This window comes from Candidatus Clavichlamydia salmonicola, from assembly GCF_015356765.1.
GTDB classification, from domain to species: Bacteria; Chlamydiota; Chlamydiia; order Chlamydiales; family Chlamydiaceae; genus Clavichlamydia; species Clavichlamydia salmonicola.
In genome coordinates this window covers 106,175-132,075 of record NZ_WTCQ01000003.1, presented here as the reverse complement: position 1 = coordinate 132,075, position 25,901 = coordinate 106,175, and the positions used below count along the sequence as shown (strand labels likewise).

General features: G+C 33.1%; 27 protein-coding genes, 2 tRNA genes and 1 other RNA gene. 13 read left to right on the top strand and 17 right to left on the bottom strand.

Annotated features, from left to right (window positions below; translation table 11 throughout):
* Positions 1-8 precede the first annotated feature (8 nt).
* The gene (locus tag CLAVI_RS03755) at positions 9-1,505 is read right to left on the bottom strand and encodes a serine hydroxymethyltransferase (protein WP_194844259.1); all 1,497 of its coding nucleotides are present in this window, start codon (positions 1,503-1,505) and stop codon (positions 9-11) included.
* Positions 1,506-1,910: 405 nt separating this feature from the next.
* Here CLAVI_RS03755 and cdsZ point away from each other — a divergent pair, with 405 nt between their 5' ends.
* Positions 1,911-2,690 (top strand): zinc ribbon domain regulatory protein CdsZ, encoded by a 780-nt coding sequence (cdsZ, locus tag CLAVI_RS03750; protein ID WP_194844258.1) that lies wholly within the window; start codon positions 1,911-1,913, stop codon positions 2,688-2,690.
* Positions 2,691-2,701: 11 nt separating this feature from the next.
* An RNA gene (gene rnpB, locus CLAVI_RS03745) (RNase P RNA component class A) lies at positions 2,702-3,086 on the top strand.
* 53 nt (positions 3,087-3,139) lie between these two features.
* Here the strand turns inward: rnpB and CLAVI_RS03740 are convergent.
* Together CLAVI_RS03740 and CLAVI_RS03735 are read right to left on the bottom strand one after the other, a co-directional pair.
* Entirely contained in the window at positions 3,140-4,357 is a 1,218-nt protein-coding gene (locus tag CLAVI_RS03740; protein WP_194844257.1) for a dihydrolipoamide acetyltransferase family protein, read from the bottom strand.
* 10 nt (positions 4,358-4,367) lie between these two features.
* Positions 4,368-5,600: a dicarboxylate/amino acid:cation symporter gene (locus CLAVI_RS03735; protein WP_194844256.1), complete on the bottom strand. Its 1,233-nt coding sequence runs from the start codon at positions 5,598-5,600 to the stop codon at positions 4,368-4,370.
* 424 nt (positions 5,601-6,024) lie between these two features.
* Here CLAVI_RS03735 and CLAVI_RS03730 point away from each other — a divergent pair, with 424 nt between their 5' ends.
* Entirely contained in the window at positions 6,025-6,618 is a 594-nt protein-coding gene (locus CLAVI_RS03730) for a thioredoxin family protein (RefSeq protein WP_194844255.1), read from the top strand.
* Here CLAVI_RS03730 and CLAVI_RS03725 read toward each other — a convergent pair.
* Genes CLAVI_RS03725 through CLAVI_RS03715 form a run of 3 tightly spaced genes read right to left on the bottom strand, consistent with a single transcriptional unit; the run spans position 6,557 to position 8,891 of the window.
* Positions 6,557-7,255 (bottom strand): RluA family pseudouridine synthase, encoded by a 699-nt coding sequence (locus tag CLAVI_RS03725; protein WP_194844254.1) that lies wholly within the window; start codon positions 7,253-7,255, stop codon positions 6,557-6,559. The two genes, CLAVI_RS03730 and CLAVI_RS03725, sit on opposite strands and share 62 nt — an antisense overlap.
* 5 nt (positions 7,256-7,260) lie before the next feature.
* Entirely contained in the window at positions 7,261-8,067 is an 807-nt protein-coding gene (locus CLAVI_RS03720; protein ID WP_194844253.1) for a TrmH family RNA methyltransferase, read from the bottom strand.
* The gene (locus tag CLAVI_RS03715) at positions 8,052-8,891 is read right to left on the bottom strand and encodes a class I SAM-dependent methyltransferase (RefSeq protein ID WP_194844252.1); all 840 of its coding nucleotides are present in this window, start codon (positions 8,889-8,891) and stop codon (positions 8,052-8,054) included. Before CLAVI_RS03715 ends, CLAVI_RS03720 begins: the two co-directional genes overlap by 16 nt.
* Positions 8,892-9,136: 245 nt before the next feature.
* On the opposite strand from CLAVI_RS03715, the gene nrdR reads away from it, so the two are divergent.
* From nrdR to CLAVI_RS03690, 5 genes are all read left to right on the top strand, one after another.
* Positions 9,137-9,595, top strand: coding sequence for a transcriptional regulator NrdR (gene nrdR / locus CLAVI_RS03710; RefSeq protein ID WP_194844251.1), 459 nt, complete (start codon positions 9,137-9,139; stop codon positions 9,593-9,595).
* Positions 9,596-9,632: 37 nt separating this feature from the next.
* The gene (locus tag CLAVI_RS03705) at positions 9,633-10,010 is read left to right on the top strand and encodes a TraR/DksA family transcriptional regulator (RefSeq protein WP_194844250.1); all 378 of its coding nucleotides are present in this window, start codon (positions 9,633-9,635) and stop codon (positions 10,008-10,010) included.
* A complete protein-coding gene (gene lspA / locus CLAVI_RS03700) occupies positions 10,007-10,507 on the top strand; it encodes a signal peptidase II (RefSeq protein WP_194844249.1) in 501 nt (166 codons plus the stop codon). Before CLAVI_RS03705 ends, lspA begins: the two co-directional genes overlap by 4 nt.
* Positions 10,508-10,575: 68 nt before the next feature.
* On the top strand, positions 10,576-11,898 hold the full coding sequence (locus CLAVI_RS03695) for an amino acid carrier protein (RefSeq protein WP_194844248.1): 1,323 nt from the start codon (positions 10,576-10,578) through the stop codon (positions 11,896-11,898).
* A 159-nt stretch (positions 11,899-12,057) separates the two neighbouring features.
* Positions 12,058-12,570 carry a rhodanese-like domain-containing protein gene (locus CLAVI_RS03690; protein WP_194844247.1) on the top strand — a complete coding sequence of 171 codons (513 nt, stop codon included), beginning with the start codon at positions 12,058-12,060 and terminating at the stop codon, positions 12,568-12,570.
* Between the two features lie 77 nt (positions 12,571-12,647).
* Here CLAVI_RS03690 and CLAVI_RS03685 read toward each other — a convergent pair.
* A tRNA-Ser gene (locus CLAVI_RS03685) sits at positions 12,648-12,735 on the bottom strand.
* A 133-nt stretch (positions 12,736-12,868) separates the two neighbouring features.
* Here CLAVI_RS03685 and CLAVI_RS03680 point away from each other — a divergent pair.
* From CLAVI_RS03680 to CLAVI_RS03670, 3 genes are read left to right on the top strand one after another with little or no spacing between them, the layout of a single operon-like run.
* Positions 12,869-13,729 (top strand): metal ABC transporter solute-binding protein, Zn/Mn family, encoded by an 861-nt coding sequence (locus tag CLAVI_RS03680; RefSeq protein WP_194844246.1) that lies wholly within the window; start codon positions 12,869-12,871, stop codon positions 13,727-13,729.
* Positions 13,726-14,397 carry a metal ABC transporter ATP-binding protein gene (locus CLAVI_RS03675; RefSeq protein ID WP_194844245.1) on the top strand — a complete coding sequence of 224 codons (672 nt, stop codon included), beginning with the start codon at positions 13,726-13,728 and terminating at the stop codon, positions 14,395-14,397. Before CLAVI_RS03680 ends, CLAVI_RS03675 begins: the two co-directional genes overlap by 4 nt.
* 24 nt (positions 14,398-14,421) lie before the next feature.
* Positions 14,422-15,294, top strand: coding sequence for a metal ABC transporter permease (locus CLAVI_RS03670; protein ID WP_194844244.1), 873 nt, complete (start codon positions 14,422-14,424; stop codon positions 15,292-15,294).
* A gap of 26 nt (positions 15,295-15,320) precedes the next feature.
* On the opposite strand, the gene obgE is transcribed toward CLAVI_RS03670, so the two are convergent.
* The 10 genes from obgE to CLAVI_RS03620 form a co-directional block, all read right to left on the bottom strand.
* Positions 15,321-16,379: a GTPase ObgE gene (obgE, locus tag CLAVI_RS03665; RefSeq protein ID WP_194844243.1), complete on the bottom strand. Its 1,059-nt coding sequence runs from the start codon at positions 16,377-16,379 to the stop codon at positions 15,321-15,323.
* Positions 16,380-16,433: 54 nt separating this feature from the next.
* A complete protein-coding gene (gene rpmA / locus CLAVI_RS03660) occupies positions 16,434-16,685 on the bottom strand; it encodes a 50S ribosomal protein L27 (protein ID WP_194844242.1) in 252 nt (83 codons plus the stop codon).
* A gap of 17 nt (positions 16,686-16,702) precedes the next feature.
* Entirely contained in the window at positions 16,703-17,029 is a 327-nt protein-coding gene (gene rplU, locus CLAVI_RS03655) for a 50S ribosomal protein L21 (protein ID WP_194844241.1), read from the bottom strand.
* A 98-nt stretch (positions 17,030-17,127) separates the two neighbouring features.
* A tRNA-Phe gene (locus CLAVI_RS03650) sits at positions 17,128-17,200 on the bottom strand.
* Positions 17,201-17,397: 197 nt separating this feature from the next.
* Positions 17,398-18,486, bottom strand: coding sequence for a ferredoxin reductase domain-containing protein (locus CLAVI_RS03645; RefSeq protein WP_194844240.1), 1,089 nt, complete (start codon positions 18,484-18,486; stop codon positions 17,398-17,400).
* Between the two features lie 67 nt (positions 18,487-18,553).
* Positions 18,554-18,874 (bottom strand): 30S ribosomal protein S10, encoded by a 321-nt coding sequence (gene rpsJ / locus CLAVI_RS03640; RefSeq protein WP_194844239.1) that lies wholly within the window; start codon positions 18,872-18,874, stop codon positions 18,554-18,556.
* Between the two features lie 11 nt (positions 18,875-18,885).
* Positions 18,886-20,970: an elongation factor G gene (gene fusA, locus CLAVI_RS03635; RefSeq protein ID WP_194844238.1), complete on the bottom strand. Its 2,085-nt coding sequence runs from the start codon at positions 20,968-20,970 to the stop codon at positions 18,886-18,888.
* A gap of 10 nt (positions 20,971-20,980) precedes the next feature.
* Positions 20,981-21,454, bottom strand: a complete 474-nt coding sequence (rpsG, locus tag CLAVI_RS03630) for a 30S ribosomal protein S7 (protein WP_194844237.1) — start codon at positions 21,452-21,454, stop codon at positions 20,981-20,983.
* 65 nt (positions 21,455-21,519) lie between these two features.
* Positions 21,520-21,891: a 30S ribosomal protein S12 gene (gene rpsL / locus CLAVI_RS03625; protein WP_194844236.1), complete on the bottom strand. Its 372-nt coding sequence runs from the start codon at positions 21,889-21,891 to the stop codon at positions 21,520-21,522.
* 86 nt (positions 21,892-21,977) lie between these two features.
* Positions 21,978-23,084, bottom strand: coding sequence for a carbohydrate kinase family protein (locus CLAVI_RS03620; protein WP_194844235.1), 1,107 nt, complete (start codon positions 23,082-23,084; stop codon positions 21,978-21,980).
* 188 nt (positions 23,085-23,272) lie between these two features.
* Between CLAVI_RS03620 and CLAVI_RS03615 the strand changes: the two genes are divergently transcribed.
* The gene (locus CLAVI_RS03615; RefSeq protein WP_194844234.1) at positions 23,273-23,710 is read left to right on the top strand and encodes a hypothetical protein; all 438 of its coding nucleotides are present in this window, start codon (positions 23,273-23,275) and stop codon (positions 23,708-23,710) included.
* A 176-nt stretch (positions 23,711-23,886) separates the two neighbouring features.
* Positions 23,887-25,845 carry a tail-specific protease Tsp gene (tsp, locus tag CLAVI_RS03610; RefSeq protein WP_194844233.1) on the top strand — a complete coding sequence of 653 codons (1,959 nt, stop codon included), beginning with the start codon at positions 23,887-23,889 and terminating at the stop codon, positions 25,843-25,845.
* Positions 25,846-25,901 lie beyond the last annotated feature (56 nt).

The following is a 25,901-nucleotide window of genomic DNA, read 5'->3' as shown; positions in this document are numbered from 1 at the left end:
ATTCCTCCTTAGCTAGGACTTAACTCTGTCAAATCAATCTCAGGATATAAAGGATGCTTTTTTAATAAAGCCTTGATTCTACTTTTAGCTTCTTTTAGGATCTTTTCATTAGCAATCTTTGGTTCCTTTTTTCCAGAAACTTCTGTTACCATTTGTGTTTCAGATAAAATTTTAAATATAATATCTGCTACTTCATTCATTTCATCTATTCCCATACCCAGAGTTGTTAAAGCAGGGGTGCCTATACGAATTCCTGAAGTAACCCATCCTAATGGTGGATCTTTTGGCAATGTATTTGCATTCACAACAATTCCAGCCTGCTGCAGTATGACCTGCGCTGCCTTTCCAGTCAAACCCAAAGAAGACACATCTACCAAAATCAAATGATTATCTGTACCATTTGTTACTAGAGGCATCCCATGCATTTTTAACCTTTCAGCTAACGCTTTTGCATTTTCTACAATTTTATAAGCATAATTTTGAAAAGAATAAGCTGCTGCTTCTTTAAAGCAAATTAACTTTGCAGCCATAACATGTGGTAAAGGACCTCCCCATACCAATGGACAACTTTTATTCGCCCATTCAGCATATTCTTTTTTACAAAGAAGCATTCCTCCACGAGGACCTCTTAATGTTTTATGCGTTGTAGAAGTTACTACATCTGCAAATGGTACAGGATTTTCATTCCCTTGAAATACTTTACCTGCGACTAATCCTGCAAAATGAGCCATATCCGCCATTAAAACAGCTCCATTATCTTCTGCTATCTGTTTCATTTTAGCAAAATCTATACGACGAGGATAAGCAGAATAACCTCCAATTATAATTAAAGGTTTAAGTTTTTTTGCTTTTGAAGCTATTTCATCATAATCTATGTATCCTGTAGAAAGATTACAACCATAAGTAAATGTTCTTAAAATACGACTAACTAAACTTAATCTGACTCCTCCATGGGTCAAATGACCTCCTGCAGTCATATTCATACCTAAACAACTTTGACCTGTCCAACGAAGGCGTAATTCTTCACACTGAGATTCTGATAAACTATTGATACCCTTAGCTCCCATTTCAAAAAGGAATGGATCTTGTACTTTTTTAGATAAAATAATAGATATGGCTAATAAATTAGCGTCACACCCAGAATGAGCTTGTATATTTGCATGCTCTGCTCCAAAAAGTTCTTTCAATGATTCTTCCGCTTCCCATTCAATGGCATCAATATTCCCACATCCACCATAAAATCGATTAAATGCATAACCTTCGCAATATTTATCTGAAAGCCAATTACCCATAGCTAATTGGACAGCGTAAGATGAATAATTTTCTGAAGGAATCAGCTTTAAGTGAGTTCTTTGATCTTTTAGCTCTTGTATAATTTTAGAACCTACAGATGGATATGCTTGCGATAAGTAGGCTAAAGAAGCCGCATATGCAGCTGCAGCTAAATTTTTTTTAGTTTTAGTTTTATATATGGCGCATTCTTCGCTTATATTATCACTCACCATTGTCATTAGCACCTCAGTATTTAGTTTTTTCCTATTAAGAAAAATTTTAGATTAAAAATTTTGTAATAACAAGGAAAAATAGCCACTAAATCTGAATTTTAGCCCCTCTTTTACAAACTAAGCAAGCATATTTCATGAGTTTTTTATTAAAAAGAACCTCTCTCACTACATTTTTTTTTGAAATTTTACAAATTTCCTATAGGAGTAATCTCTTCAGCTTTACTTCTTACTTAAAATCATTTAGCATGTGGTCTGATTAACTTATTTTCCTATTGAATAGGTTATGTAGATTTGTAATTTTCCTTTCAAAGGGTCTGATTGATAAAATTAGAATTACCTCTCATACAATAAGTTAAATCAAAAAAAATATTTTTATCTGTTTTTATCCGCTAGGGAATGGAGTTTATGCAGGATTCTTTTCAAGCCATTTTAGGCATTCAAGAACTCGATATCAAAATGATTTGTTTGATGAAAGTAAAACGCGAGCATCAAAAAGAGTTAGAAAAAATTCGATTATTGAAATCAGATATTCGAGAAAAAGTTCAAAATAAAGAGACTGAATTAGCTGAATTAAAAGAAGAAATCCAAGAGGGTGAAAATCAAATCAAAGCAAGTGAAGAAAGGATTTTACACCTAGAATCTCAGCAAGCTTCTGTTAAGAAAATGGATGAATTCAACGCTTTAACCCAAGAAATGTCACTAGCTGGAAAAGAACGTCGCGCTCTAGAACATCGTCTCAGCGATTTAATGGATAAATTAGTAGGTGAAGAAGATCTAATTGTTTCTTTAAAAGAAAATTTAAATAGCACAGAAGAAAATAGTACTTCTTTAGAAAAAGATATAGAAGAAAGCATTCGTAAAATTAATGAAGAAGGTCGTGTTCTTCTTAGCACACGTCAAGAAGCTGTCGAAAATGTTGATCAAGATTTTTTTAAAATTTATGAAAGGCTTTTAAAAAACAAAAAAGATCGTATTGTTGTACCTATAGAAAATCGTGTTTGTAGTGGATGCCATATTGTTTTAACTCCCCAACATGAAAATCTTATACGCAAACGCAATCGTTTAGTTTTTTGTGAACATTGTTCTCGCATACTGTATTGGCAAGATAACTCTGAAGGAGCTAATCTTGATTCTGATACTATTGGACCAAAACGACGACGTCGCCGGTCCTCAATGAGTACATAATCTAAAGTTTGAGGAAGAGAAAGACAATCGCTGCCATGATCAATGGGAGAGGAAAGTCCGGACTTCACAGGAGAGGATACCGGAGAAATCCCGGGGATCGTAAGGTTACGGAAAGTGCAACAGCAAATATTCCGCTTAGCTTCCTTATAAAAGCTAAGACAGGCTGAAAATCTCTCTTTAAGAGATGAGTGGATCTGAGGAGACTCAGACCAATGTAAACCCTATCCGAAGCAAGAAAAAGAAAGTTTTTTGTACTCCGCAAGTTTATTTTTTTAAATAAACACTTTCTTTAAATCGCTTGAGGGAAGTGGTAACACTTCCCCTAGAGGAATGATTGTCTTTACTGATAACATGTGTATCGTAAAACAGAATCCGGCTTACTCTCTCTTCCTCTTTTTTTTTCATAATTAAAATAACATCAGTTTTTCATTATTTTATTTTTAAACTAATTATATAAAAATTGAATCTTGAAAAGCTTCTTCTTCTAGATATTTTTGAATAACTTTGAGAAAATGACTTACATAAAGACCATCCACCACTCTGTGATCAAAAGCAGCTGTAATAGATAGCATTTCTCCTACAACAATCTCTTTAGACTGATTTATATAAACTTTATTCTTAATGCTACCTACAGCAACCATGAGAGCTTGTCCTTCTGAAACAAGAGGTAATCCAATACAAGCACCTCCTATCCCAACATTTGTTACAGAAAGTGTAGCCCCAACTAAATCTTCTCGGTCTATAGTTTGATTTTTTGCTGCATTTCCTAGCCTAAATATTTCCTTAATTAGCATCATAATACTCTTATTACCACAATCCTTTATCACTGGCAATATGATGCCTTGATAATCTAAATCTACAGCAAAACCTATATTAATTTGTTTTTTGACTATAATGCTTTGCTTTTTCCATTCTGCATTTAATAATGGAAATGCCTGGATAGCTTGCGCAACTGCTTTAAAAAAAAACGCTGTTGGCGTTAACTTAATGCCATGTACATTATAGAAATCATTTTTATTTTCTTGAATCTTTTGCATGAGTGAAGACAGATTCATCTCACTAATTAAGTAAACAGTTGGAATAGTAAGACTTTTTGAAAATTCATTTGCCAATAACAGTCTTCGACCACTTATAGGAGTCTCTTCTTCACGATTAGCTAAACCTTTTTGAGAACAAGTTTTTTGTATTAATTTTTGATTAAGAAAATTCTGTACATCTTTTTTGGTCACACGACCTTGATTACCAGTACCTGGTATCTTTTGTAAAGTTTCTAAATTTATACCATTAACATTAGCAAATTCCATTACTACAGGAGATAAAAATGATGATGGCTCTCCTTGTTGAACAATTTCTTCAATGTCAACAATGATATTTTTTTTAACTTTTTCAACTACAGATTCTTTTTCTTCATTCTTTGCACTTAACAAAATAGTAGCCAATAAACTATTTGGTTCTGCCTCTTCTCCAACAGGAATTAAAATAGCATGTAAAACCCCCGAAACAGGAGAAGAAATTTCTGTGACTACCTTATCTGTAGAAACTTCTAAAAGTGCTTCATCAACAAGAACACTTTCTCCCTCTTTCTTTAACCATTGAATGATCAATCCTCCTGAAGAAGTTTCTCCAATTTTAGGAAATCGTAATTCAAAAATGTTTGATATATTCATATTACCTTTATTATATAGAATCAGTAATAGAGAGCTCACTATAGTATTGCTTCTCATCTAATTCATTTTCGCTTTTAGCGACATATAAAGCTACAATTGCGTCTCCCATAATATTAACAGTTGTACTAATAATATCTCGGAACCTATCAATACCAGCTAATAACGCTACTCCCTCTAATGGTAACCCTACAGCAGATAACACTAAAGATAATGTAACAATACCTGCTCCTGGAATTCCAGCTGTTCCTATCGCTGATAGTGTAGCTGTAACAACAATAGACAAAAGCGCCATAAAATCTAGTTGAATGCCATATGCTTGAGAAACAAAAATTGCTGCTAATCCTTGGAAAATTGCTGTTCCATTCATGTTTACTGTTGCACCTAATGGTAGCACTAAATTAGCCACATCAGCAGAAACACCAAGGTTTCTAACACATTTTAGTGAAATAGGTAAGGTCGCTGAACTACTAACTGCAGAAGCAGCTAATGCTAAAGCTTCTTTAAAACCTTTAAAAAATACACTTATTTTTAATTTAGTCATGCATCTAATAATAAAGAAAAATATAATAATAATATGCAAAATACATGCAAGCAAATATACGCCTAAAAATGTTGCTAATGGAGCAAAAGCAGATACTCCAAAAGTACCTGTCACCCATGCCATAATTCCAAAGACACCATAAGGAGCAGTGCACATCACCATATCTGTCATTTTTAATAATATAGTTGATAAACCTTCAAAAAAATGTAACACAGGCTTTCCTTTAGATCCTGCTAGTCGAATAGAAAAACCTAGAAAAAAAGCAAAAACAATAATTTGTAAAACATTGCCTTGTACAAATGATACAAAAGGATTCGCTGGAATAAGTTCCAGAACCATCATCCCTATTCCAGAAAAACCTGTAACCACTTCATCTAATTGAAAAGATTTTCCAGGATCTAAAGACAACCCCGATCCAGGATGGAAAATTTTACCTAATAATAAACCAAAACAAATGGCTGCTACTGTTGTTAGAAGATACATTAAAATTGTTTTAGAGCCTATTCTTCCCAATTTTTTAACATCCTTTACAGAAGTAATAGCTACTGTAATGGAAGCAAAAACTAATAACCCTACAACCATACCTAATAAATTAAGAAAAATTGTCCCTAAAGGCTTTAAAATGGTAGCACGTTCTCCTAATATCAAACCTGCCAACATCCCAGCACTCAGACCTATCAACATCTGTTTCCATAATTTCATAAATCTTTCTCCTATTTTGTGTTACATACATAGTTTAAGCCATTTATAAGAATAATTTTTATTCAATATACATTTTAAAAAATAAATTTTTTATTTTTTTAATTTAACCATTACTATTTAAGCATCAGTTATTATGATTAAATCCTAAGCTTTATTTGAGACCCAATTATTCACTTTTTCATATCTTTTTTACTTACAAAAATGAATTAATAAAAACGATAATTAAATTTTTTATATCCATCTTGATTGCGTAACAAATTATAATTAATAAAAAAATAAATTAATTTTTAATTCAGATGTAAAGAGTACATTCTTATCAAGAAAAAATTAAAAAGCAAGTTGCAATTTTTTTTTAGCCTTTGACAAAAAAGCCTTTGCACACAACTCTATCTAGTATTATTTCTCTCTCTTTATAAAGGTTATTATGCTTCAAAATTCTATAAAACAACTGCCTTTAAACCATCCTTTAATCCATTTTTCACTTCCTTCTGTCCATAATGTATTATGTTCACCAGAACAATTTAAAAATTCTGCTGCTCTTGTTATTTTTTTTACCTGTAATCACTGTCCCTACGTTATAGCCTCTGAGCCTTCTTTACGAGAAACTGTTGCTGAATTTAGAGAGACCACTACATTTATTGGCATTAACTCTAATGATGCCTCTACTTATCCTTCTGATTCATTTGAAAAAATGATAGAACGTAATAATACAGAAAACTTTCCTTGGGTATATTTAAGGGATGAAACGCAAGAAACCGCATTAAATTATTGCGCTTTAGTAACACCTCACTATTTCCTTTTTAATCAAAAAAGAGAATTAGTTTACTCAGGACGAGCTGTTGATTCTCCTCGATTTCCAGACAGAATCTCTAGCTATGAATTAAATGATGCATTAAGAGATGTATTAAGTGGAAAAACTGTTAACAATCCTCTTACAACTCCTATTGGTTGCTCTATTAAATGGAAAAATAATCTTGCTTCTGAAAATTGTTCAGTACCCAAACCTTTCGGTCATTAATAAATTTTCTCCACTGTGATGGTAAAGGCGCTTCAAATGTATAAATTTCTTTGGAAATAGGATGAGGGCATTCAAAATGCCCATGATGCAAAAGTATGTTTGAAGAAATTTGATCATTTCCATATTTCGCATCTCCTATGATAGGATGCCCTATGATATGCATTTGCAGTCGTATTTGATGGTAAAATCCTGTATGTAAAATGATTTTTAAACAAGAAATATGCTCAGAACGCCATAAAACAAAAAATTCTAAATAAGATAATCGGCCTTTTTCATTCTTTTTTGCTTGGCGTGAAAAAAATTCTTCCTTTATTAATTCATGTTCTAAAACACCATGATCAACAGCTACATCCCCTTCTACACAAGCAAAATATACTTTTTTAAAAAAGCCTTGCCTTTGAAAATCTTGTAAGCGAGTTAATGCTTTTCCTGTTTTAGCAAATACAACAATGCCTGAAACAGGCTTATCTAAACGATGCAAGGCATGAATAAATACATTCCCAGACTTATTTTCTATGTCTTTTATAGCCTGCCTTACCTGACATTCTAAAGAATTTTCAAAGCCATTAGTTTGAGTAAGGCATCCACTAGCCTTATTACAAACAATCAGATGATTATCTTTATATAAAAAATTCATTTCGCTTACAAAGAACGTTGTCGCAAAGCTTCATACAAAACAATCCCTACAGACATGGCAACATTTAAAGAATCTACTGTGCCATACATAGGAATACTTAAAGAAGCTGTAGCTTCTTTAACACAAAAAGGCGAAAGCCCCTTATGCTCAGAACCAAATACTAAAGCAACTGACCCTTGCATACTTAATTGTGTATATTTTTTTTCTCCCCCTGGAGATGCTGCAAAAATAGAAACTCCTGCCTCCTTACATTTTTTATAAAGGGGCTGGGTGCTTGTTTCAATAAGTGGCACTGTAAATATCGCGCCTAAACTATTTCTTATTACATTTGCATTATAAATATTTGTAACACCATCACAAAGGAATACAGCTGCTACTCCTCCAGCATCTGCACATCGCATTATAGCCCCTAAATTTCCAGGTTTTTCTATTGATTCAAGTATTAAATATAATTTCCCCGGCTCGACTTGAATAGATTCTAAATTCCGATGGTGACAATAAGCTACAGCAGCTAATGATGAATGCCTTTCTTGATAACAAATATCTTTAAATAAATTAGGCAAACAAGAATGAACTTCTGCTCCTGATGAAGCTATTATTTTTATTAATCTCTCTTCTTCAATAGTCAAAATACTTTCAGGGTTCAAAAAAAGATTTTTTATTTTAATGCCTGAAATAAAAGCTCTTTCAATTTCACGCTTTCCCTCTATTAAAAATAAAGTAGATTGAACCTGGGTAGATCCTTTTCGAAGCTGCTTGGCCTCCTTAATTGCTATGTTATTTTTTTCTAAAGAAGTTATCTTGAAACCCATTTTGCAAAAACACCTGCTGGTAGTTTAAAGAAAGAATCTCCCCATATTTCACCTTCTTGACAGTAACCACCTTTGTTCTTAACAGCCTCTTTTAGCAACTGTGAAAGTAATAAAGGTGTGTATCCAGGGGTATGAGAAGTTACTAAGATAAAATTCTTTTCTGCATTATTAAGTAAATACGCACATGAATGTAATAATTCACTCAATTGATGTTCTATTTTAAAAATTTCTTTTGATGAACCTCTACCAAATGTGGGTGGATCTAAAATGATACCATCATATCTATACCCTTTTTGATATTGCCTTTTTAAAAATTTCATTACATCATCTACAACCCAAGATATAGAATCTGGTGAAATTTCATTTAATTGGGCATTTTCACGGGCCCAACGGACTGCGGCATGAGAAGCATCCACATGAACAACCCATGCACCAGCTTGAGCAGCCGCAATAGACGCTCCACCTGTATAAGCAAAAAGATTTAAAATTTTAGGATTAGGATTTTCTGAATCTTTTATAAAATGACGTATAAATGGCCAAAAAACTGCATGCTCAGGAAATAATCCTACGTGACCAAAAGGAGTCATTTTTAAAGAACAAAGGACATCTTCAAGAGACATAGTCCAAGATGATGGCATATCAGTAAAAAATTCCCAATATCCCTCTTCTCCTTGGCGCATAAAAATAGCGTCAGCTAAATCATGCCATTCATTTTTTGATAAATGGGGCGCCCATAACGCTTTACTTGCGGGTCGTACAAGAGTGAAAGATCCAAACTGTTCAAGTTTTTTTCCAGCACCACTATCTAAAAGGCTATAATTCATGAGGAAATACTAAGCTTAAAAATCATAAAAAGAAACTAAAGATTTTGCTTCCTGATACTACAAACTCTTTATGCTTTGTAAAAACACAAATACTATTTTAGATAACAAATCTCAAAAAGTTTTATCTGAATCTTTTTTTTATAATAAAATTGTAGTTTTAAAATATTGCTAGATTTATTTTCAAAAGAAAGTTATATTGGAAATCTTAATGTCTACTGATTAGCCCCTATTACCTTTGTGTTGTTATGAAATGTCCTTTTTGTCGACACGAAAATTTAAAAGTCACAGACTCCCGAAATGCAGCAGAAGCTAACGCTATTAGAAGGCGTCGGGAATGTTTAGGATGTGGGCGCCGTTTTACCACTTTTGAAATGATTGAATTATCAGTCCAAGTATTAAAAAAAGATGGTCGGTACGAAGATTTTCAGGAAAGAAAATTAATTAATGGGCTTGATGCAGCCTGTCGACATACTCAAATCAGTCAGGAACAGTTACGTTCTTTAGCTGCAAAAATTACGGCAGACATGACAGAACAGCAAATTAGAGAAATTTCTACCAAAGAAATCGGAGAAATCGTAATGAAGAAATTAAAAGCAATGGACATGATTGCATATGTTCGCTTCGCTTGTGTTTACCGTCGTTTCAAAGATGTTGGTGAACTTATGGAAGCAATTCTTTCAGCTACACCAGAAAAAAGTATCTGAAAAAAATTAATCTTAAAATACAAGGAGACCCAAACTCATGACTCTTAATCCAGAGCAATTAAGCGACTTTAAAGAACGTCTCACTGAAATGAGAACAAAATTATCTAATCTTCTGGAGGGAAATGCTCAAGAAGTCAAAAAACCTAATGAAGCTACTGGATACTCTCAACATCAAGCTGACCAAGGAACTGAAGCTTTTGATCGTACAATCAACCTAGAAGTTACTACAAGAGAGTATGAATTACTTAGACAGGTTAATAGAGCTTTAGAAAAATTAGAAGAAAATACTTATGGTATTTGTGATGTAAGTGGCGAAGCTATTCCTATAGCTCGTCTTAAAGCTATTCCTTATGCTAATATGACTGTTAGTGCTCAAGAAAAATTCGAAAAAGGTCTACTAAATATTAGCGAATGATTAACCCTTTTAGCATAAGATGTTTTTTAAAATCTTGTCCCAAATACATCATATGGATATTAGGAAGTTCTTTCCTATTTTTTTTCGCTGACTTTTTTTTTAAAGTCAGCATGATAAAATTTTTGGGAATGGGTAAAGAATGCATTTTATTTAATGATCTAAATATTCAATTATCAATATTTTTTACTAATAACTATGGCGCTGCTTGGGGATTATTTTCATCTTTTCCTAAAATATTAACTTTAGTTAGATGTATTGCAATTATAATGTTATTTATTAACATCTTTTTATATAAAAAGAAAATTAAAAAAATCTGTCTTACCTTAATTTGGATTGGCGCATTATCTAATATCATCGATGTTTTTATTCATGGTCATGTGATTGATTTTATTAAAATTAGTATTTTCAGTTATACATTTCCTATTTTTAATACTGCTGATGCACTAATTTGTTTGGGTTCTACTATCTTTTTAATATCTGCTTTAAATAAAAAATAACTCTTTAAAAAAAATCAAAATCATGAAACCATAGGCCTTTATCCTTTAATTTATAAATTGATTATTTTATGTGGAATACAATTCTGGAAATTGGCGAATGGGCTGATAATGTTTTTTGGTCTTATATCGGATTTACTTTAATCATGGGCGCTGGAATCTGGCTTTCTATTAAAGCACGATTTATGCAAATATTTTCTTTGCCATTTTTATTTAAGTTAGCTTTTTCTCATAAAAAAGAAAATTCTACTGCCTCAAAAAAAGCTGGTATTCATCCCTTTAAGCTATTTTGTGCCTCTATTGGAGGAACTGTTGGGATAGGCAATCTTACAGGTGTCATTATTGCTGTTGCCATAGGAGGCCCTGGGGCAGTTTTATGGGTTTGGATCGCAGGTATTCTTGGTACTATTGTAAAATACGCAGAAGTATTTTTAGGCATGAAATACCGAATTAAAAGTCCTGATGGTACTTTTTTTGGTGGCCCTATGTTTTTTTTAAAAAAAGCTTTTAAAAATCCTTGGATACCAACTCTTGCTGCTATTCTTTTAAGTATTTATTCTATAGAAGTTTTTCAATTTTCAGTAATTGTAAATACATTCACTGAAAATTTTATGATTAATCATCTCTTGGTCACCTTTATTCTTCTTTCACTTGTACTCTATATGGTTATAGGAGGAATAGAACGTGTAGCGAATCTTTGCAGTATTATAATCCCTCTTTTTACAGTTGGTTACATTCTTACAGGCGCTATTATTATGCTGAAAGAAATTGCAGCTATGCCTGCCTTGTTAGCTTTAATCTTTAAAACAGCTTTTACTGGACATGCTGTGGTTGGAGGATTTCTTGGTAGTTCTATGTTTATGGCAATTCGTCAAGGTTTATCTCGAGCTGCTTATTCTGGAGATATTGGAGTTGGTTTTGATGCTGTAATACAAACTGAATCAACCGCTCCTGCAAAAAAACAAGCTACTTTAGGTATTTTTTCCTTAATTATTGATAATTTAATGTGTACAGTATCCTTATTTATCATTTTATTATCAGGTTTATGGAAAGCTCCTGGAAATGATTTTAATCTTTTTCAACGGGCTCTCAGTCAATACATACCTTATACTCGTTTTTTCGTACCTTTATTAATTTTTGTAACTGGATACACAACTATTACTTCCTATTTTACAGTAGGAATAAAATGTGCTTATTATTTATATCCAAAATGGGGCAAACAAATTTATTTTGTCTATGGCTCTATCATGTTAATAATATTTTCTTTTGTAAATCAAAGATCTGCTCTTTTGTTAATGTCATTAGCTGGCGGTGCTTTACTGTTAATTAACCTAAGTGGCGTCTTTATTTTAAGAAACGAAATTGAATTTCCTAATAAAAAAGATCTTTTATAATTTCTTTCAAAGGTTCTTTAATCATTATGATTAAAGAGCCTTTTCTAATATCCAAGCAATGATTGGGCAAGACTGATAAATAATATTATTTCAAAAACTTGCTTGATTGATATAATAATGAATATATACATATCCTAGTAACCAAAGATTTTTATGACTATGCCTACCATTAGCCCAGTAGAGCTTAAAGTTGCTCTAGAAGATTCTAATGTAACTTTAATTGATGTTAGAGAAGAAGTAGAATACAACCAAGAACATATTGCTGGATCAATTCATATTCCATTCAACTTATTAAACGAGTACTCATTACCAAATGATAACTCTAATGTAGTTTTTCATTGCCAAGGTGGAACTCGTTCTGCTAAAGCTTGTAAATTATTTTTATCCACTCACCCAAATAGAGTTATAAAAAATTTAAAAGGTGGCTTAACAGCTTGGAAACATGCTGGACTACCTGTTAAACGGCACCATCAAGTCCTGTCACTTCATCGACAATTATTTATTATTATTGGATCTATGCTTACATTTTTTTCAATCATGGTCATAAAAGGTTATCATTCTTTTATTTCAATAATCCTTTTATTAGGATTAGGCATGATTTTTGCTGGAGCTACTGGCTTATGCCTTATGGCGCAAGCATTAAGAAAATTACCTTGGAACAAGCATTTATAATTTTATACTAAGAACAAGAATCTAAAAAAGACCTGATTTTATTTTAAAAATTATAAAAAGGATTTAGTAGAAAAATATGGATGGAGTGGGATTCGAACCCACGGTACGGGATTAGCGTACACACGCTTTCCAAGCGTGCTCCTTCGACCGCTCGGACACCCATCCAAAATTTGTCAAAAAAAACAACAACCTATTCTAAATCTTCTTATTCTTTAGGGCAAGACCAAAAGCATCATTGCAAAAAAAATCCTATTAAATATACGATCTATCTATTCCTGAGTAATACAATTCTAATATTATGTTCCGTTTATTTATTTTTTTTTATGTAATGAGTGGACTAATAGCTTTTGCAGATTCTTCACAAAAAATACCTATTGTACTTGTGGGAATTGCACCTTATAAATTTCTTGTTGAAAACATTGCTGGAAATACTGTTGATATCAAAGTAGTCGTACCTACTGGTCATAACCCTCATGATTATGAAATGGGATTAAAAGACATCCTTAAATTAAAAGAAAGTACTGTATGGTTTCAAAATAATGAATCTTTTGAACATAGTATTAACAAATTTCTTAAAGCAAATAAATCACCCTGTCAAATCATTAACCTTCATAATGACCTGAACTTAATTTCTATTGATCCTAACCATCCATGCCATCATTCCCATGCTAACCAATTTGATACCCACACCTGGCTAGCACCCTCTTTATTAAAAAAGCAATCTCTCGTCATAGCAAAAATTTTATGTCAAACTTTTCCTAAACATACAGAATTTTATAAAAATCGTTTAGAAACAACTCTTATTGCTATCGATCATTTAGATGATCAGATCCGCAAAATTCTTAGAACAGTTCCTGAATCAAAAAAAACTTTTCTTACAAATCACAATGCTTGTGGATATTTATGCCGCGACTATAATCTGCATCAAATTACCATTAATGGATCAGCGACAGAACCAACACTTCAACATCTTGCAGCCTTAAAAAAAGAAATTGAAGATCTTTCTATTAATGTTATCTTTGTACAAAAACAACATGGAACAAAAAGCGCTACAAGATTAGCCCATATTCTTAAAGCTCACCTTGTACCTTTTGATCCTTATGCAGAAGATATTTTCAAAAACTTACTATTTATTATCATGGCAATTGCAGGACAATGACCCCTTTAATCAATATTTCAAATCTTTATTTTTCCTTTAAAAAACAGGCTATTCTTAAAGAGATCAATTGCTGTATAAATGAAGGAGAATGTATTGGTATTTTTGGCCCTAATGGGGGTGGTAAATCTACATTTCTTCGCTTAATTATGGGATTTATAAAACCTCTTTCAGGTTTTATAACAATCAATAATCAACCTATTACTCATTTTAAAAAAAAAATGGGATGGGTTCCTCAACATTTTTACTTTGATAAACATTTCCCTATATCTGTAAGAGAAACTGTTTTAATGGGGAGAATGAGCTCACTACCTTGGTATGGGTTTTATTCTAAGAATGATAAAATAATTACTGATAAATGTATTGATGCTGTTGGTCTTTCTGCATACAAAGATCATTGTTTTTCTGAACTTTCTGGCGGACAAGCTCAAAGAATTCTCATTGCTCGAGCACTTGCTACTGAACCAAAAATTCTACTATTAGATGAACCAACATCTAATATTGATTATCAAACACAAACCATCATCCACAATGTTTTGCAAGATATGAAACGAAAAAGCACTATTATTATGGTTACTCATGATAAAGCCATTGGTACTAATTTATTTGATCGTTTTTGGTATATTCAATCAGAACTTAAAGAAATGCAATCCTCAGATGCTCTATCATAATCCTTACTTATTTTTGGTAATTGTATGAATTTTTTTTCTGCCCTATTCGCTAATCCTGTGCTTCCTGTGGCTTGCCTTACTGCTTTAGCAGCTTCCATTGTAGGAGGTGTTATTGGAACTTATGTTGTTGTTAAAAGAATAGTATCTATTAGTGGTAGTATTGCTCATTCTGTATTAGGTGGTTTTGGATTATCTATATGGATACAATATCATTTCAATTTACCTAAATTTTCTCCAACATATGGTGCTGTTATCAGTGCTATACTATTGGCACTACTCATTGGTTGGATTCACTTAAATTATAAAGAGCGTGAAGATGCTCTTATAGCCATAATATGGTCTGTAGGAATGTCTACTGGCATTATCTTTATGTCCAAAATTCCTGGAGCTAATAGTGAATTATTAAATTTTTTACTGGGTAATCTTTTATGGGCATCCTGGTCTGATATTTATCTATTACTCGGATTAGATCTCTTCATATGTCTAATTGTCTTTATTTTCAGACATCGTTTCTTAGGACTATGCTTTGATGAAGAATTTTCTTCTTTAAGAATGAAATCAGTCTCTGGACTATACCTTTTATTATTATCTTTAATAGCACTTTCAATTGTATTGCTTATCTATGTTATGGGTGTAATTCTTGTAATTTCTATCCTTACACTTCCTTGCTCAATAGCTGGCCGATTCATGTTTCGCATCAGCAGTATTATGATTTTATCTGTTATATTAAATATGATGCTTTCTTTGGGTGGTATTATTACTGCTTACTACTTTAATTGGCCTACAGGTGCTGCTATAGCCATATTTTCTGCTGCTGCCTACCTGATTTGCTTATTTATAAAAAAGCCTCATAACTGTCCTGGGTGCTCAAAAGAATTCCCAAAAGAACTTCTATAAATTTACATTTTTATGAAAATTAAGAATTAGGCTAAAGAAAAAAGCAAATTAGTAGCTGCTAAAGCTTCTGCTTCTTTTTTTTGTGCTTTAAGTTTTTGAATTAAGATCTCAGTAAGATAATCAAGACCTACTCCACAAAGACCAGAAATCTCTATGATTTCATAATGTGGATAACGTTGTTTAAAACGTTTAATATTCTCTATAGTTTCTTCCATTTCAATGTCAGTCTTATTCAAAGCAACAAGACATTCCCTATTTTCTAGACCCGCTCCATGCAACTCTAACTCAGATAGCAAAATTTCAAAATCTTTAAGCGGGTCACGATTTTCAAACCCTGAAATATCTATGATAAACAATAAAATTTTTGTTCTTTCTATATGGCGTAAAAAACCACATCCCAATCCTTTATTAAGATGAGCTCCTTCTATAATTCCAGGGATATCTGCTACAGCAAAACGATCGCCATAAGGAAGTCCATCTGAGATAAAACCTAAGAATGGTTTTAGTGTAGTAAAAGGATAAGCCCCTATGCGTGCTTGTGCATTTGTTAAAGATCCAATTAAAGTCGATTTTCCAGCATTAGGGAAACCAACTAGTCCCACATCTGCTATCAACTTTAATTCAAATTCAACAGAAAGATAATCGCCCATCTCTCCCTGTGTAGCATAATTAGGAGCTCTATTTAGAGCATTTTTAAAAAAGGTATTACCTTTTCCCCCTTTACCACCTTTACAAAGAAAAACTTTATTATTTTGAGAATCTGAAAGATCACAAAGAAGAGCTCCTGTTTCTGCATTTTTAACAAGAGTACCTTGAGGTAACTTTAAAACAAGATCTTTTCCACGTCGACCTTGTTTATTATTGGGAGCACCATGGCCACCATCCTCAGCTCGAAGAATCCGAATATTACGAAAGCGATCCAAACAATAAATTTGTGGATCAGAAGAAATGATAACAGCGCCACCAGGACCACCATTACCTCCATAAGGGCCTCCCTTAGGAAGATATTTTTCTCTTCTCCAAGCGACGACTCCATTTCCACCCTTTCCTGCTTTTAACTCTAAAGAAACACAATCAACAAACATATAAAGAAAAAATTAAAAAAGGGTAACATTCCTATAACTTAAGAAAATACATTCCTAAGCAGCTGGAACCACGCACACATAGGTACGATTAGTTTTTTTGAATTGAACCTGACCATCAATCAAAGCAAACAATGTATCATCAGAACCTCTTCCTACATTTTTAGCTGGATGCCATCTTGTTCCTCTTTGACGAACAAGAATACTACCTGCTGTAACAAACTGCCCCATGCCTACTTTAACTCCTAATCTCTTAGAAATTGAATCTCTGCCATTACGGCTGGCCCCTTGGCCCTTCTTATGTGCCATTGATCTATTCCTTTACTTTAAACGCCTAAACTTTGGATCCGGACTCTAACATAATTTTGTCGATGACCAATTTTTCTGCGATAATTTTTTCTGCGTTTATATTTATAAGCAATAACTTTAGCGCCTTTTATATGTGATATAAATTCTGCTGTAACAGTAACACCATCTACAAAAGGTAATCCACATTGCATACCATTAGGACCATTTACACACAAAACATCTTGAAAATAAATTTCTTTTTTTTCAGCATCAAAGTTAAGTAATTCAACATCAATGACATCATTTGCTCGAACTGTGTACTGCTTGCCACCGCTCATAATAACTGCGTAAGCATCTGTATTCATTTAAAACATCCCTAAAAAAAACAAGAATTTGAAAAGCGAGAAGGAAAAGATTTTATCGATATATCTAAAAAAAATCAATAGCCTTCTCAACAGAAATATGGCCAGAGCCAGAATTGAACTGGCGACACAAGGATCTTCAGTCCTCTGCTCTACCAACTGAGCTATCTAGCCAAGGGAGGTATATCTTAAAAAATCTTTCCTTTTAAAGCCAACATTAAAGTTATCATTTCGAAAAAAATCATTTTGCACCTCTGTTAAGAGCACAAATTAAAAAAATATGATTAGCTATAGCAAGATTTTTAATATATATTAAAAGAAAAAAAGCCTTTACAAACAAATTTGAGTTAAAATTTTACAAAGATATGTTTTTAATAGACGTCCTTTAAATAGCGTTTCTGAGCAACTAAATCTTTTAAATAAAGTTCTGATTCTTGCTCTGTGAAGCCTTTTTGACTCATAAGAATTGTTTTTAATGCACTGTGTACAGCTCGAGCCATTTTTTTTGCATCTCCACAAACACAAATAACAGCTCCTTCCTCTATTAGAGATAATATTAACTCTGATTCTTGCAATAATCTATGTTGTACATATATCTTTTCTTCTTGATCTCGCGAAAATGCTGTAATAACCCTTAAAATACCTTTAGCCTCTGCCTCCTTCCATTCTTCTTCATAATAAAAATCTAATTCTTGATGACATTCTCCAAAAAATAAAAAGTTTTTAGAAGACGCATTTCTGGCAATTCTTTCTTGCATGAAAGCTCTAAAAGGAGCAATCCCAGTTCCATTAGCAATCATAATGAGTGGAACAGAATCAGAAGTAGCTGACAAATGAAAATGTGGTGATTTTTTTAAAAATATAGAAATTTTTTGCTCATTACACTTAGCTTGTAAGCAAAGAAAATATGTACATACCCCATATAATAAAGGATCGTAATTCATTACAGTTAACCCAACTGTAAGATGGACTTCATTGGGATATAATTTAGGTGAAGATGCTACTGAATAATACCTAGGTAATAACGGTAACAGAAGATCAGAAAATTCTTGTGGCGAAAGCCCTTTTAAATATTTTGTAAGATCAGATAATCGACTTGTTTTTAAAAATTGAAATTCATCAGTAGGTGATATAAATTCTTTTTCTAAAACAAGATATGAAGATAACGTTTTTTGACATTTATGAATATTAGCTTCAGTCATTAAAAATGATCTTAAAGTTACTTCAATGCCTTTTTTATTTTTAACAACAGTATCTGGGTAAAAACCAAGATCTTTTAATATTTGATCAACTTCTACAGGATTATTTTCTGGGTAAACACCCAAAATATCTCCTACTTCATAAGATGGAAATTTCTGAGGTAATTTCAGTTCAAGGTGATAAACCTTATCAGGAGATATAAGATCTCCTGATAAACACGAACGAGACATGATCATAGATTGAAAAATATCTATATTCATCAAACAATCTATATGTACTTATTAATAATTTAAAAAAATCTTTTCATTTTTTTAATTAAAAAATTAACTACGCTGCTTTAATTTTAATATCAACGCCAGCTGGCAAAGATAAAGTTTTCAAAGCATCAATAGTTTTTCCAGTAGGACCTAAAAGATCGATCAAACGTTTGTGTGTTCTAATTTCAAACTGCTCTCGAGATTTTTTATCTACATGAGGAGATCTTAAAACTGTATAAATTTCTCTTTTTGTTGGTAAAGGAATTGGACCAACAACAACTGCACCAGTACGTTTTGCCGTTTCAACGATATCTGCAGTAGAACGATCTAACTGCTTTTGATCAAATCCCTTTAATCGAATTCTAATTCTTTGTTTTTGCTGCTTTACCATGAATTTTCTCGCTACTTTTTAACTATTTCATCCTGAATTTTTTGAGGAACTTTTGCAAAATACGCAGGCTCCATAGTCGAAGTTGCCCGGCCACAAGTTAAAGAACGCACAGCTGTTGTATAGCCAAACATCTCACTCAAAGGTACTTCAGAATTTACTTGGACCATTTTTTTAGATGGCTCCTGTCCTAAAATTTTACCTCGTCGGCGATTCAAGTCCCCTATAACATCACCCAAATGATCATCTGGAGTTATAACCATAACTTTCATGATAGGTTCTAAAATAATAGGTTTAGCTTTTCTGCAAGCTTCCTTTACTGCCATAGAACCACATATCTTAAATGCCATTTCACTTGAATCAACTTCATGGTAAGAACCAAATACAATAGCTACCTTAACATCTACTAATCCATAGCCTGCCAACACACCTGTATTTAATCCCTCTTCCACGCCTTTAATAACAGCTGGAATATATTCTTTTGGAATAACACCTCCAACAATTTTACTAACAACTTCATTCCCTTTTCCAGCTTCATTTGGCTGAATTTCAAGACAAACATGGGCATACTGACCACGTCCACCTGATTGCTTTACATATTTTGTTTCTACTGAAGCTTTGTCTGTAATTGTTTCTTTATAAGAAACTCGAGGTTTACCTACATTAGCTTCTACCTTAAATTCTCGAATCATACGATCACGTAAAATATCAAGATGCAATTCTCCCATACCAGAAATAATGGTTTGCCCTGTTTCTTCATTAGAAGACACCTTGAAAGTTGGATCTTCTTCTGCGAGAGCACTTAATGCTTGAGCTAATTTTTCTCTATCACCTTTAGATTTAGGCTCGATAGCCATATCAATAACTGGTTCAGGAAATTCCATTTTTTCTAAAAGCAATTCATAGCCTTCAGAACACAATGTATCACCTGTAATAGCTAACTTCAATCCAACACACGCTACAATATCACCAACTTGAAATTCATCTTTATCAGTACGTTCATTCGCATGCATTTCTAAAAGACGAGAAACTCGCTCTCTCTTATCTTTTGTAGAATTTAATAAAGTAGACCCTTTTTTCAGCACACCAGAATAGATACGAATAAATGTAACACGACCAACGTATGGATCACTCATTATCTTGAAAGCTAACGCAGCAAAAGGTGCATCTGCTCGTGGTTCTAATAAAATATCTTCACCTGTTTTTAAACTTGTGGCTTTAATAACACCACGATCCACAGGAGAAGGCATCCAATTTACAACCGCATCTAAAAGATGCTGTACACCTTTATTTTTAAATGCAGATCCACATAAAACTGGATTAATTTTATTTTCAACAACACCTTTTCTGATAGCTTGATGCATTTCTTCTACAGTGATAGATTCTGGAGCTTCTAAAACTTTATTCATAAAAGCTTCATTATCTTCATCAACTGTAGCCAGCTCTTCTAGTAATGCCATTCGCATTTCTTGACATTTCTCAATAAGATCTTCAGGAATCTCTCTTTCATCCCACTTAGCACCTAGAGTCTCATCATGGAAGAAAAGAGCTCTCATAGTGACCAAATCTACCATTCCTAAAAACTGACTTTCAGAACCAATAGGACATTGAACAGGAATAGCGTTTGCTCCTAGCTTTTCTTTCATAGAATCAACAGCAGCAAAAAAATCTGCTCCCATACGATCCATTTTATTAACAAAAGCAATACGAGGAACTGTGTATTTATCTGCTTGTCGCCAAACTGTTTCAGATTGAGGCTCTACTCCAGAAACCGCATCAAATACAGCAACAGCTCCATCTAATACACGCAAAGAACGCTCTACTTCTATAGTAAAATCAACATGGCCTGGAGTATCTATGATATTAATTTTACAAGTTGACCAGAAAACAGTAGTAGCAGCAGAAGTAATTGTAATACCTCTCTCCTGCTCTTGCTCCATCCAGTCCATTGTAGCACCACCTTCATGAACTTCTCCAATCTTGTGAGTACGTCCTGCGTAATAAAGAATACGCTCAGTAGTGGTTGTTTTTCCAGCATCAATATGAGCCATGATCCCAATATTTCTAACGAAATTCAGATCGTATTTGGTGCTACTCATGTTTTATTCCTTACCATTTATAGTGAGCAAATGCTTTGTTTGCTTCAGCCATACGATGAGTATCTTCCCGTTTTTTAATGGTAGAACCCTGTTTATTATAACAATCTGTTAACTCAATGACTAATCCAGCTTCCATACATCGTCCAACTTTAGCTCGAGCAAAAGCAATAATCCACTTCATAGCCAAGCAAGCTCTGCGATCAGAAGGAATTTCAACAGGCACTTGATAAGTAGCTCCTCCAATTCTTCGAGATCTTACCTCAAGAAATGGTTTAGCATTTTCAAGCGCTATTTCAAAAGCTTCTACTGGGTTCTCAAAACTCACTTTTTTAGCAAATTTTTCTACAGCAGAATAAACAATCTTTCGCGCTAAAGATTTTTTGCCATGAAGCATCACTTTATTAACAAATTTCTCAAGAACAATACTTCCATAGACAGGACTTGGACTAATTTCACGCTTTTTTGCAGGATGTCTTCTAGACATAAAATCACAACCTCTAAATATTAAAATGGAAAAACAAAGAAGAACAAGAAGGTTTAATCATTCAACTACTTTGGCCTTTTAGCGCCATACAGCGAACGTCCTTGCTTTCGACCTTTTACAGCCGCACAGTCCAATGTGCCTCGGACAATGTGGTAACGAACCCCAGGAAGATCTTTTACGCGACCACCGCGAACAAGCACAATACTATGCTCCTGAAGATTGTGACCTTCCCCTCCAATATATGCAATAATTTCTTGACCGTTAGATAAACGGACCCAAGCAACTTTTCGCAATGCAGAGTTAGGTTTTTTAGGAGTCTTCGTTTTTACCTGCAAACAAACGCCTCTACGTTGAGGACATTTTTGAAGCGCAGGAGATTTGTTTCTCTTGGAAACCGAAGATCTTCCTTTACGAATTAACTGATTGATAGTGGGCATGGCCTTATTTTCTCGACTGACCTTAAATTCGATCAAGACTATAGGTAAAGGCTTCTTTTGTTGGCAAGGAGTTATTTATAGAAAAGTCATTGTTTAATTTTTTGTTCAAAATTTCTTTTTAAAATTTGCCAGCCACATAAAGAAACTCCCCTATTTTTATAAGAAAAAGCCATAGATCTAGATAAAATACCAAATCGAGCAGATAACTCTAATCCAGCACCATTCATTAAACCATAAAGAAACCCTGGAGTAAAAAAATATCCTTTAGGTACAAATGAGATTGGCCCCAAGTAGATACCTGTATCATGAAACATACCCTGGGACGACGCCACCCAACATTCATTCGAGGATGAACGCACTACTACTATTTCACAAAAATTTTTTAAAAATGAACAAGCTTTTTCAGGTTGTGAAAATCCAGACAATACACAGGCTTCCTCTGAATCAGTTAAAATAATATCAACATAATTAGACAATAAATACCAAAGACGATTAGCACACCGATCAGTAAGTCTTTGATCAGCTAATTCTAAAACAACAAAAGCACCTTTTGTATGTGCCATAGACAAAATTTTATCTAGATAAGCTTCATACCTAAGTAAATTTCCATCTACATAAACAATATCCCCTTGATTAAACCAATTTTTTGGAATGTTTTTCTTTAGCATATCTCGCTTATTCAAAGGACATAAACATGTGGTATTTAAACCATCAGTACCTTGCAAATGCAAAGATATTTCTGTAGAGGATGATAATGTCTGCAAAATATGAATGCCCATTTTTTCAAAATAATTTTTAATAAAAAAGCCACATCGATCAGTACCCACTATTCCTCCTTTGCATTGAACAGAGGTTTCTAATGCTGCTAATCCTGGTAAAACTATGCCTATCATACCTCCTACTGACCTAAATGGAGCTTTAAAAGGATACAATTCCTTATAACAACCTGTTATCTTCTCTACCATTGCAAGGTCTGCTATGTAACAAGGTCCTTTTTGAATACCACAAGCTGCAATGAAAGAATCGTTAACATTTAACACACAAGCTAAACTCACAGAACCCACTGCCCAAAATGACTGAGATTTAGAACAAGCTTCTAATAAAGAAAGATCATTGGCACTAGCATCTCTGAATATTAAAGAAAAAATTATCCATAAAAAAATTATCCAATGATTTTTTATCCCCCAACTCATACAACCTCTACTTAGACCTTTAAATAATATAAATTATATAAATAGATAAGCTATTTATAAAAAAACTTATAATTCGTGATTTATCTCACTTCATTTTGCAATTTTCATTTCTTGACTTTTTTTGCGAAAACATAATAAAATATCTTTTATTATATTACAAACTCTCTTACCCCATAGAGTTCTGGATCATGAGTGCTGTTTCATCTTGTCCTTTATCTTTTTTTGGAAAAAAAACTTCTTCTAGCAATGAGGCACCCTTATCTAGCAATTTAGTAGCTCCTTCTTTAGAAGCAGCACCCTCTAGGCAGGCTGCTATTTCTTGGCTAGTACTAAACATTATTGCTTTAGTATTTCTAGTGATGGGAATAATTTTTGTTGGCATTAGTTCTTTACCAGCCAATCTGATTATGTTTAGTGGGGCTTATTTTGTTCTTGGGTCATTTTTAGCATTTTTGACAGCTGGAATATTAGTAGGATCATTAATTGTTGTTGGCAGAGATGCCATTCAAAGAAACACTCCTTCCATTGAAGAACAATCTCCTGAAAAAAACATTATATCTTCACCTGACAAAATTCAAACAACAGAAAATCAAGACTCTTCTGCTTTAAGCCATTCATCAAATTAAAAAATATACTAATTTAAGCTACAAAGCTTTCCATAATTAAAACCACTTTTAATTAAGTGAGTTAAAAAATTAACAATAATATAATTTATTTTTCTTATTATTTACTAAAGTTTTTATTTTTTCAGGTCGAATAATTGCTCAGGAGCATTTCTTAATTTTTTAAGAAAACTATTCAAATGTCTTTTTTTAAAAACTGTTTTTATTTTTTATTATTTAGCTTTTTTTGTTTATCACCAGTTAATTTACATTCTGGATTTTCAGAAAAAGATATCCCCTTATTAATGAAACAGTTACTTGATGCTCACGTTGATACAAAAGAAATCAATGAGATCATACTTGAAAGATCCTTACATAATTACGCAAAACAATTTGATCGATGTAAGATTTACCTATCTGCAGAAGAAGTTAAGCAAACTATCCAAATACCCACCTTTAATAACAAATTACTTAAAGCTAAATACGAAAAGCGAGATTTTTCTGATTACTTTTTATTAGATCTAACCTTATCACGAGCAATTTATCGAGCACAATCTTGGAGAGAAGAATGGCTAAAAAATCCTTTAGCTTTATTTGAAAAAGTAAAAAACACAAAAGACAATCTATTTAACTCTGATTTAATTACCTGGAGTCCTGAAATAACACTCAAAGAACGACACCAAGACTATTTTATCCATTTAATCTCTCTGTATTTACAAGAATTTAAAGAAGAAGCTGACACAGCTATAATACAGAAACTATGCACATTGAGCCATCGTCATCTCTTGATGCAGGAAGAGATTTTTTTAGGATCTACAGATGATAGATCTAACTTAAAAAAATCTCGTAATAGAACAGTCTTTCATATTATGAAATCACTTGCGCAAAGCCTTGATGCTCATACTGCTTGCTACAGCAAAGAAGAAGCATTGTCACTTAAAATACATCTTGAAAAAGGATTATGTGGAATAGGAGTGGCATTAAAAGAATCTGTTTACGGAATGATCATCCAAGAGGTTCTTCAAGGAAGTCCTGCAGATCTCAGTGGGTTAATCAACAAAGGTGATCGCATTTATAGCGTTGATGGTGTACCAACCCACAATCTTTTGTTCTCAGAAGTAATTGAAAAATTACGTGGTCCAGAAGGAAGCAGCATTACATTAGGCATTAATGACATTAAAGACCCTACGAACATTCGCTATATTTCATTAATTCGGCAAAATTTTGATATCATAGAAAAACGAATATTAGTATCTCAAGAACCTTTTGCTGATGGGATTATTGGAAAAATTTCTTTGTTTTCATTTTATGAAAACACTCATGGAATTTCTAGTGAAGAGGATATAAGAAATGCAATTATAGAACTGCAAAAACAAAATTTGCTAGGTCTTGTATTAGACATGAGAGAAAATACTGGTGGTTTCCTATCACAAGCCATCAAAGTATCAGGGCTTTTCATGTCTTCAGGTGTTGTAGCTATTTCTCGCTATGCCGATGGACTTTTACATCCTCATCGCATTTTAAATGATACACAAACCTACCATGGACCATTAATAATTTTAATTTCTAAAAGCTCTGCGTCTGCCACAGAAATTGTGGCCCAAACCTTACAAGATTATGGTATTGGAATTGTTGTAGGAGATAAACATAGTTATGGAAAAGGCACTATTCAACATCAAACAATTACAAATCCACTACAACCCTTACAATTTAAAGTAACGGTAGGAAGATATTACACTGTATCAGGAAAATCTACTCAAATCAATGGGGTCTCCCCTGATATTATAATTCCTTCGTGCTATGCAGAAATTCCTTTAGGAGAAAGATACTTAGAATATCCTCTTGCAGCAGACTCTTGCCCTCCTGCTTTTGAAGATTCTTTAGCAGATTTAGAACCAGATCTTCGCCATAAAGTACAGAAATATTATGTAAATTTTGCTCAAAAAAAAGAGGTGTTTTGGCATCAACTATTACCTATTTTACAAAAAAATAGTAAAGAACGCCAAGACAAGAACACTAATTTTCAACTTTTTTTAAAAAATCTTAAACAACCAGTTCAAGATAAAATATATGGCAGTAATGACCTACAAATGGAAGAGTCTGTTAATATTATAAAAGACATGATTGTACTAAAAAACTACCCAGCAACATCCCTTTAATAGCAGCTTTTTTCATATCATTAATGTTTTTAAAAGCATCATTAACTATGCTACTA

Excerpts from the sequence above, each read along its gene's own strand:
- CLAVI_RS03755 (WP_194844259.1), bottom strand. The coding sequence starts at position 1,505 with ATGGTGAGTGATAATATAAGCGAAGAATGCGCCATATATAAAACTAAA.
- cdsZ (WP_194844258.1), top strand. The coding sequence starts at position 1,911 with ATGCAGGATTCTTTTCAAGCCATTTTAGGCATTCAAGAACTCGATATC.
- CLAVI_RS03740 (WP_194844257.1), bottom strand. The coding sequence starts at position 4,357 with ATGAATATATCAAACATTTTTGAATTACGATTTCCTAAAATTGGAGAA.
- CLAVI_RS03735 (WP_194844256.1), bottom strand. The coding sequence starts at position 5,600 with ATGAAATTATGGAAACAGATGTTGATAGGTCTGAGTGCTGGGATGTTG.
- CLAVI_RS03730 (WP_194844255.1), top strand. The coding sequence starts at position 6,025 with ATGCTTCAAAATTCTATAAAACAACTGCCTTTAAACCATCCTTTAATC.
- CLAVI_RS03725 (WP_194844254.1), bottom strand. The coding sequence starts at position 7,255 with ATGAATTTTTTATATAAAGATAATCATCTGATTGTTTGTAATAAGGCT.
- CLAVI_RS03720 (WP_194844253.1), bottom strand. The coding sequence starts at position 8,067 with ATGGGTTTCAAGATAACTTCTTTAGAAAAAAATAACATAGCAATTAAG.
- CLAVI_RS03715 (WP_194844252.1), bottom strand. The coding sequence starts at position 8,891 with ATGAATTATAGCCTTTTAGATAGTGGTGCTGGAAAAAAACTTGAACAG.
- nrdR (WP_194844251.1), top strand. The coding sequence starts at position 9,137 with ATGAAATGTCCTTTTTGTCGACACGAAAATTTAAAAGTCACAGACTCC.
- CLAVI_RS03705 (WP_194844250.1), top strand. The coding sequence starts at position 9,633 with ATGACTCTTAATCCAGAGCAATTAAGCGACTTTAAAGAACGTCTCACT.
- lspA (WP_194844249.1), top strand. The coding sequence starts at position 10,007 with ATGATTAACCCTTTTAGCATAAGATGTTTTTTAAAATCTTGTCCCAAA.
- CLAVI_RS03695 (WP_194844248.1), top strand. The coding sequence starts at position 10,576 with ATGTGGAATACAATTCTGGAAATTGGCGAATGGGCTGATAATGTTTTT.
- CLAVI_RS03690 (WP_194844247.1), top strand. The coding sequence starts at position 12,058 with ATGCCTACCATTAGCCCAGTAGAGCTTAAAGTTGCTCTAGAAGATTCT.
- CLAVI_RS03680 (WP_194844246.1), top strand. The coding sequence starts at position 12,869 with ATGTTCCGTTTATTTATTTTTTTTTATGTAATGAGTGGACTAATAGCT.
- CLAVI_RS03675 (WP_194844245.1), top strand. The coding sequence starts at position 13,726 with ATGACCCCTTTAATCAATATTTCAAATCTTTATTTTTCCTTTAAAAAA.
- CLAVI_RS03670 (WP_194844244.1), top strand. The coding sequence starts at position 14,422 with ATGAATTTTTTTTCTGCCCTATTCGCTAATCCTGTGCTTCCTGTGGCT.
- obgE (WP_194844243.1), bottom strand. The coding sequence starts at position 16,379 with ATGTTTGTTGATTGTGTTTCTTTAGAGTTAAAAGCAGGAAAGGGTGGA.
- rpmA (WP_194844242.1), bottom strand. The coding sequence starts at position 16,685 with ATGGCACATAAGAAGGGCCAAGGGGCCAGCCGTAATGGCAGAGATTCA.
- rplU (WP_194844241.1), bottom strand. The coding sequence starts at position 17,029 with ATGAATACAGATGCTTACGCAGTTATTATGAGCGGTGGCAAGCAGTAC.
- CLAVI_RS03645 (WP_194844240.1), bottom strand. The coding sequence starts at position 18,486 with ATGAATATAGATATTTTTCAATCTATGATCATGTCTCGTTCGTGTTTA.
- rpsJ (WP_194844239.1), bottom strand. The coding sequence starts at position 18,874 with ATGGTAAAGCAGCAAAAACAAAGAATTAGAATTCGATTAAAGGGATTT.
- fusA (WP_194844238.1), bottom strand. The coding sequence starts at position 20,970 with ATGAGTAGCACCAAATACGATCTGAATTTCGTTAGAAATATTGGGATC.
- rpsG (WP_194844237.1), bottom strand. The coding sequence starts at position 21,454 with ATGTCTAGAAGACATCCTGCAAAAAAGCGTGAAATTAGTCCAAGTCCT.
- rpsL (WP_194844236.1), bottom strand. The coding sequence starts at position 21,891 with ATGCCCACTATCAATCAGTTAATTCGTAAAGGAAGATCTTCGGTTTCC.
- CLAVI_RS03620 (WP_194844235.1), bottom strand. The coding sequence starts at position 23,084 with ATGAGTTGGGGGATAAAAAATCATTGGATAATTTTTTTATGGATAATT.
- CLAVI_RS03615 (WP_194844234.1), top strand. The coding sequence starts at position 23,273 with ATGAGTGCTGTTTCATCTTGTCCTTTATCTTTTTTTGGAAAAAAAACT.
- tsp (WP_194844233.1), top strand. The coding sequence starts at position 23,887 with ATGTCTTTTTTTAAAAACTGTTTTTATTTTTTATTATTTAGCTTTTTT.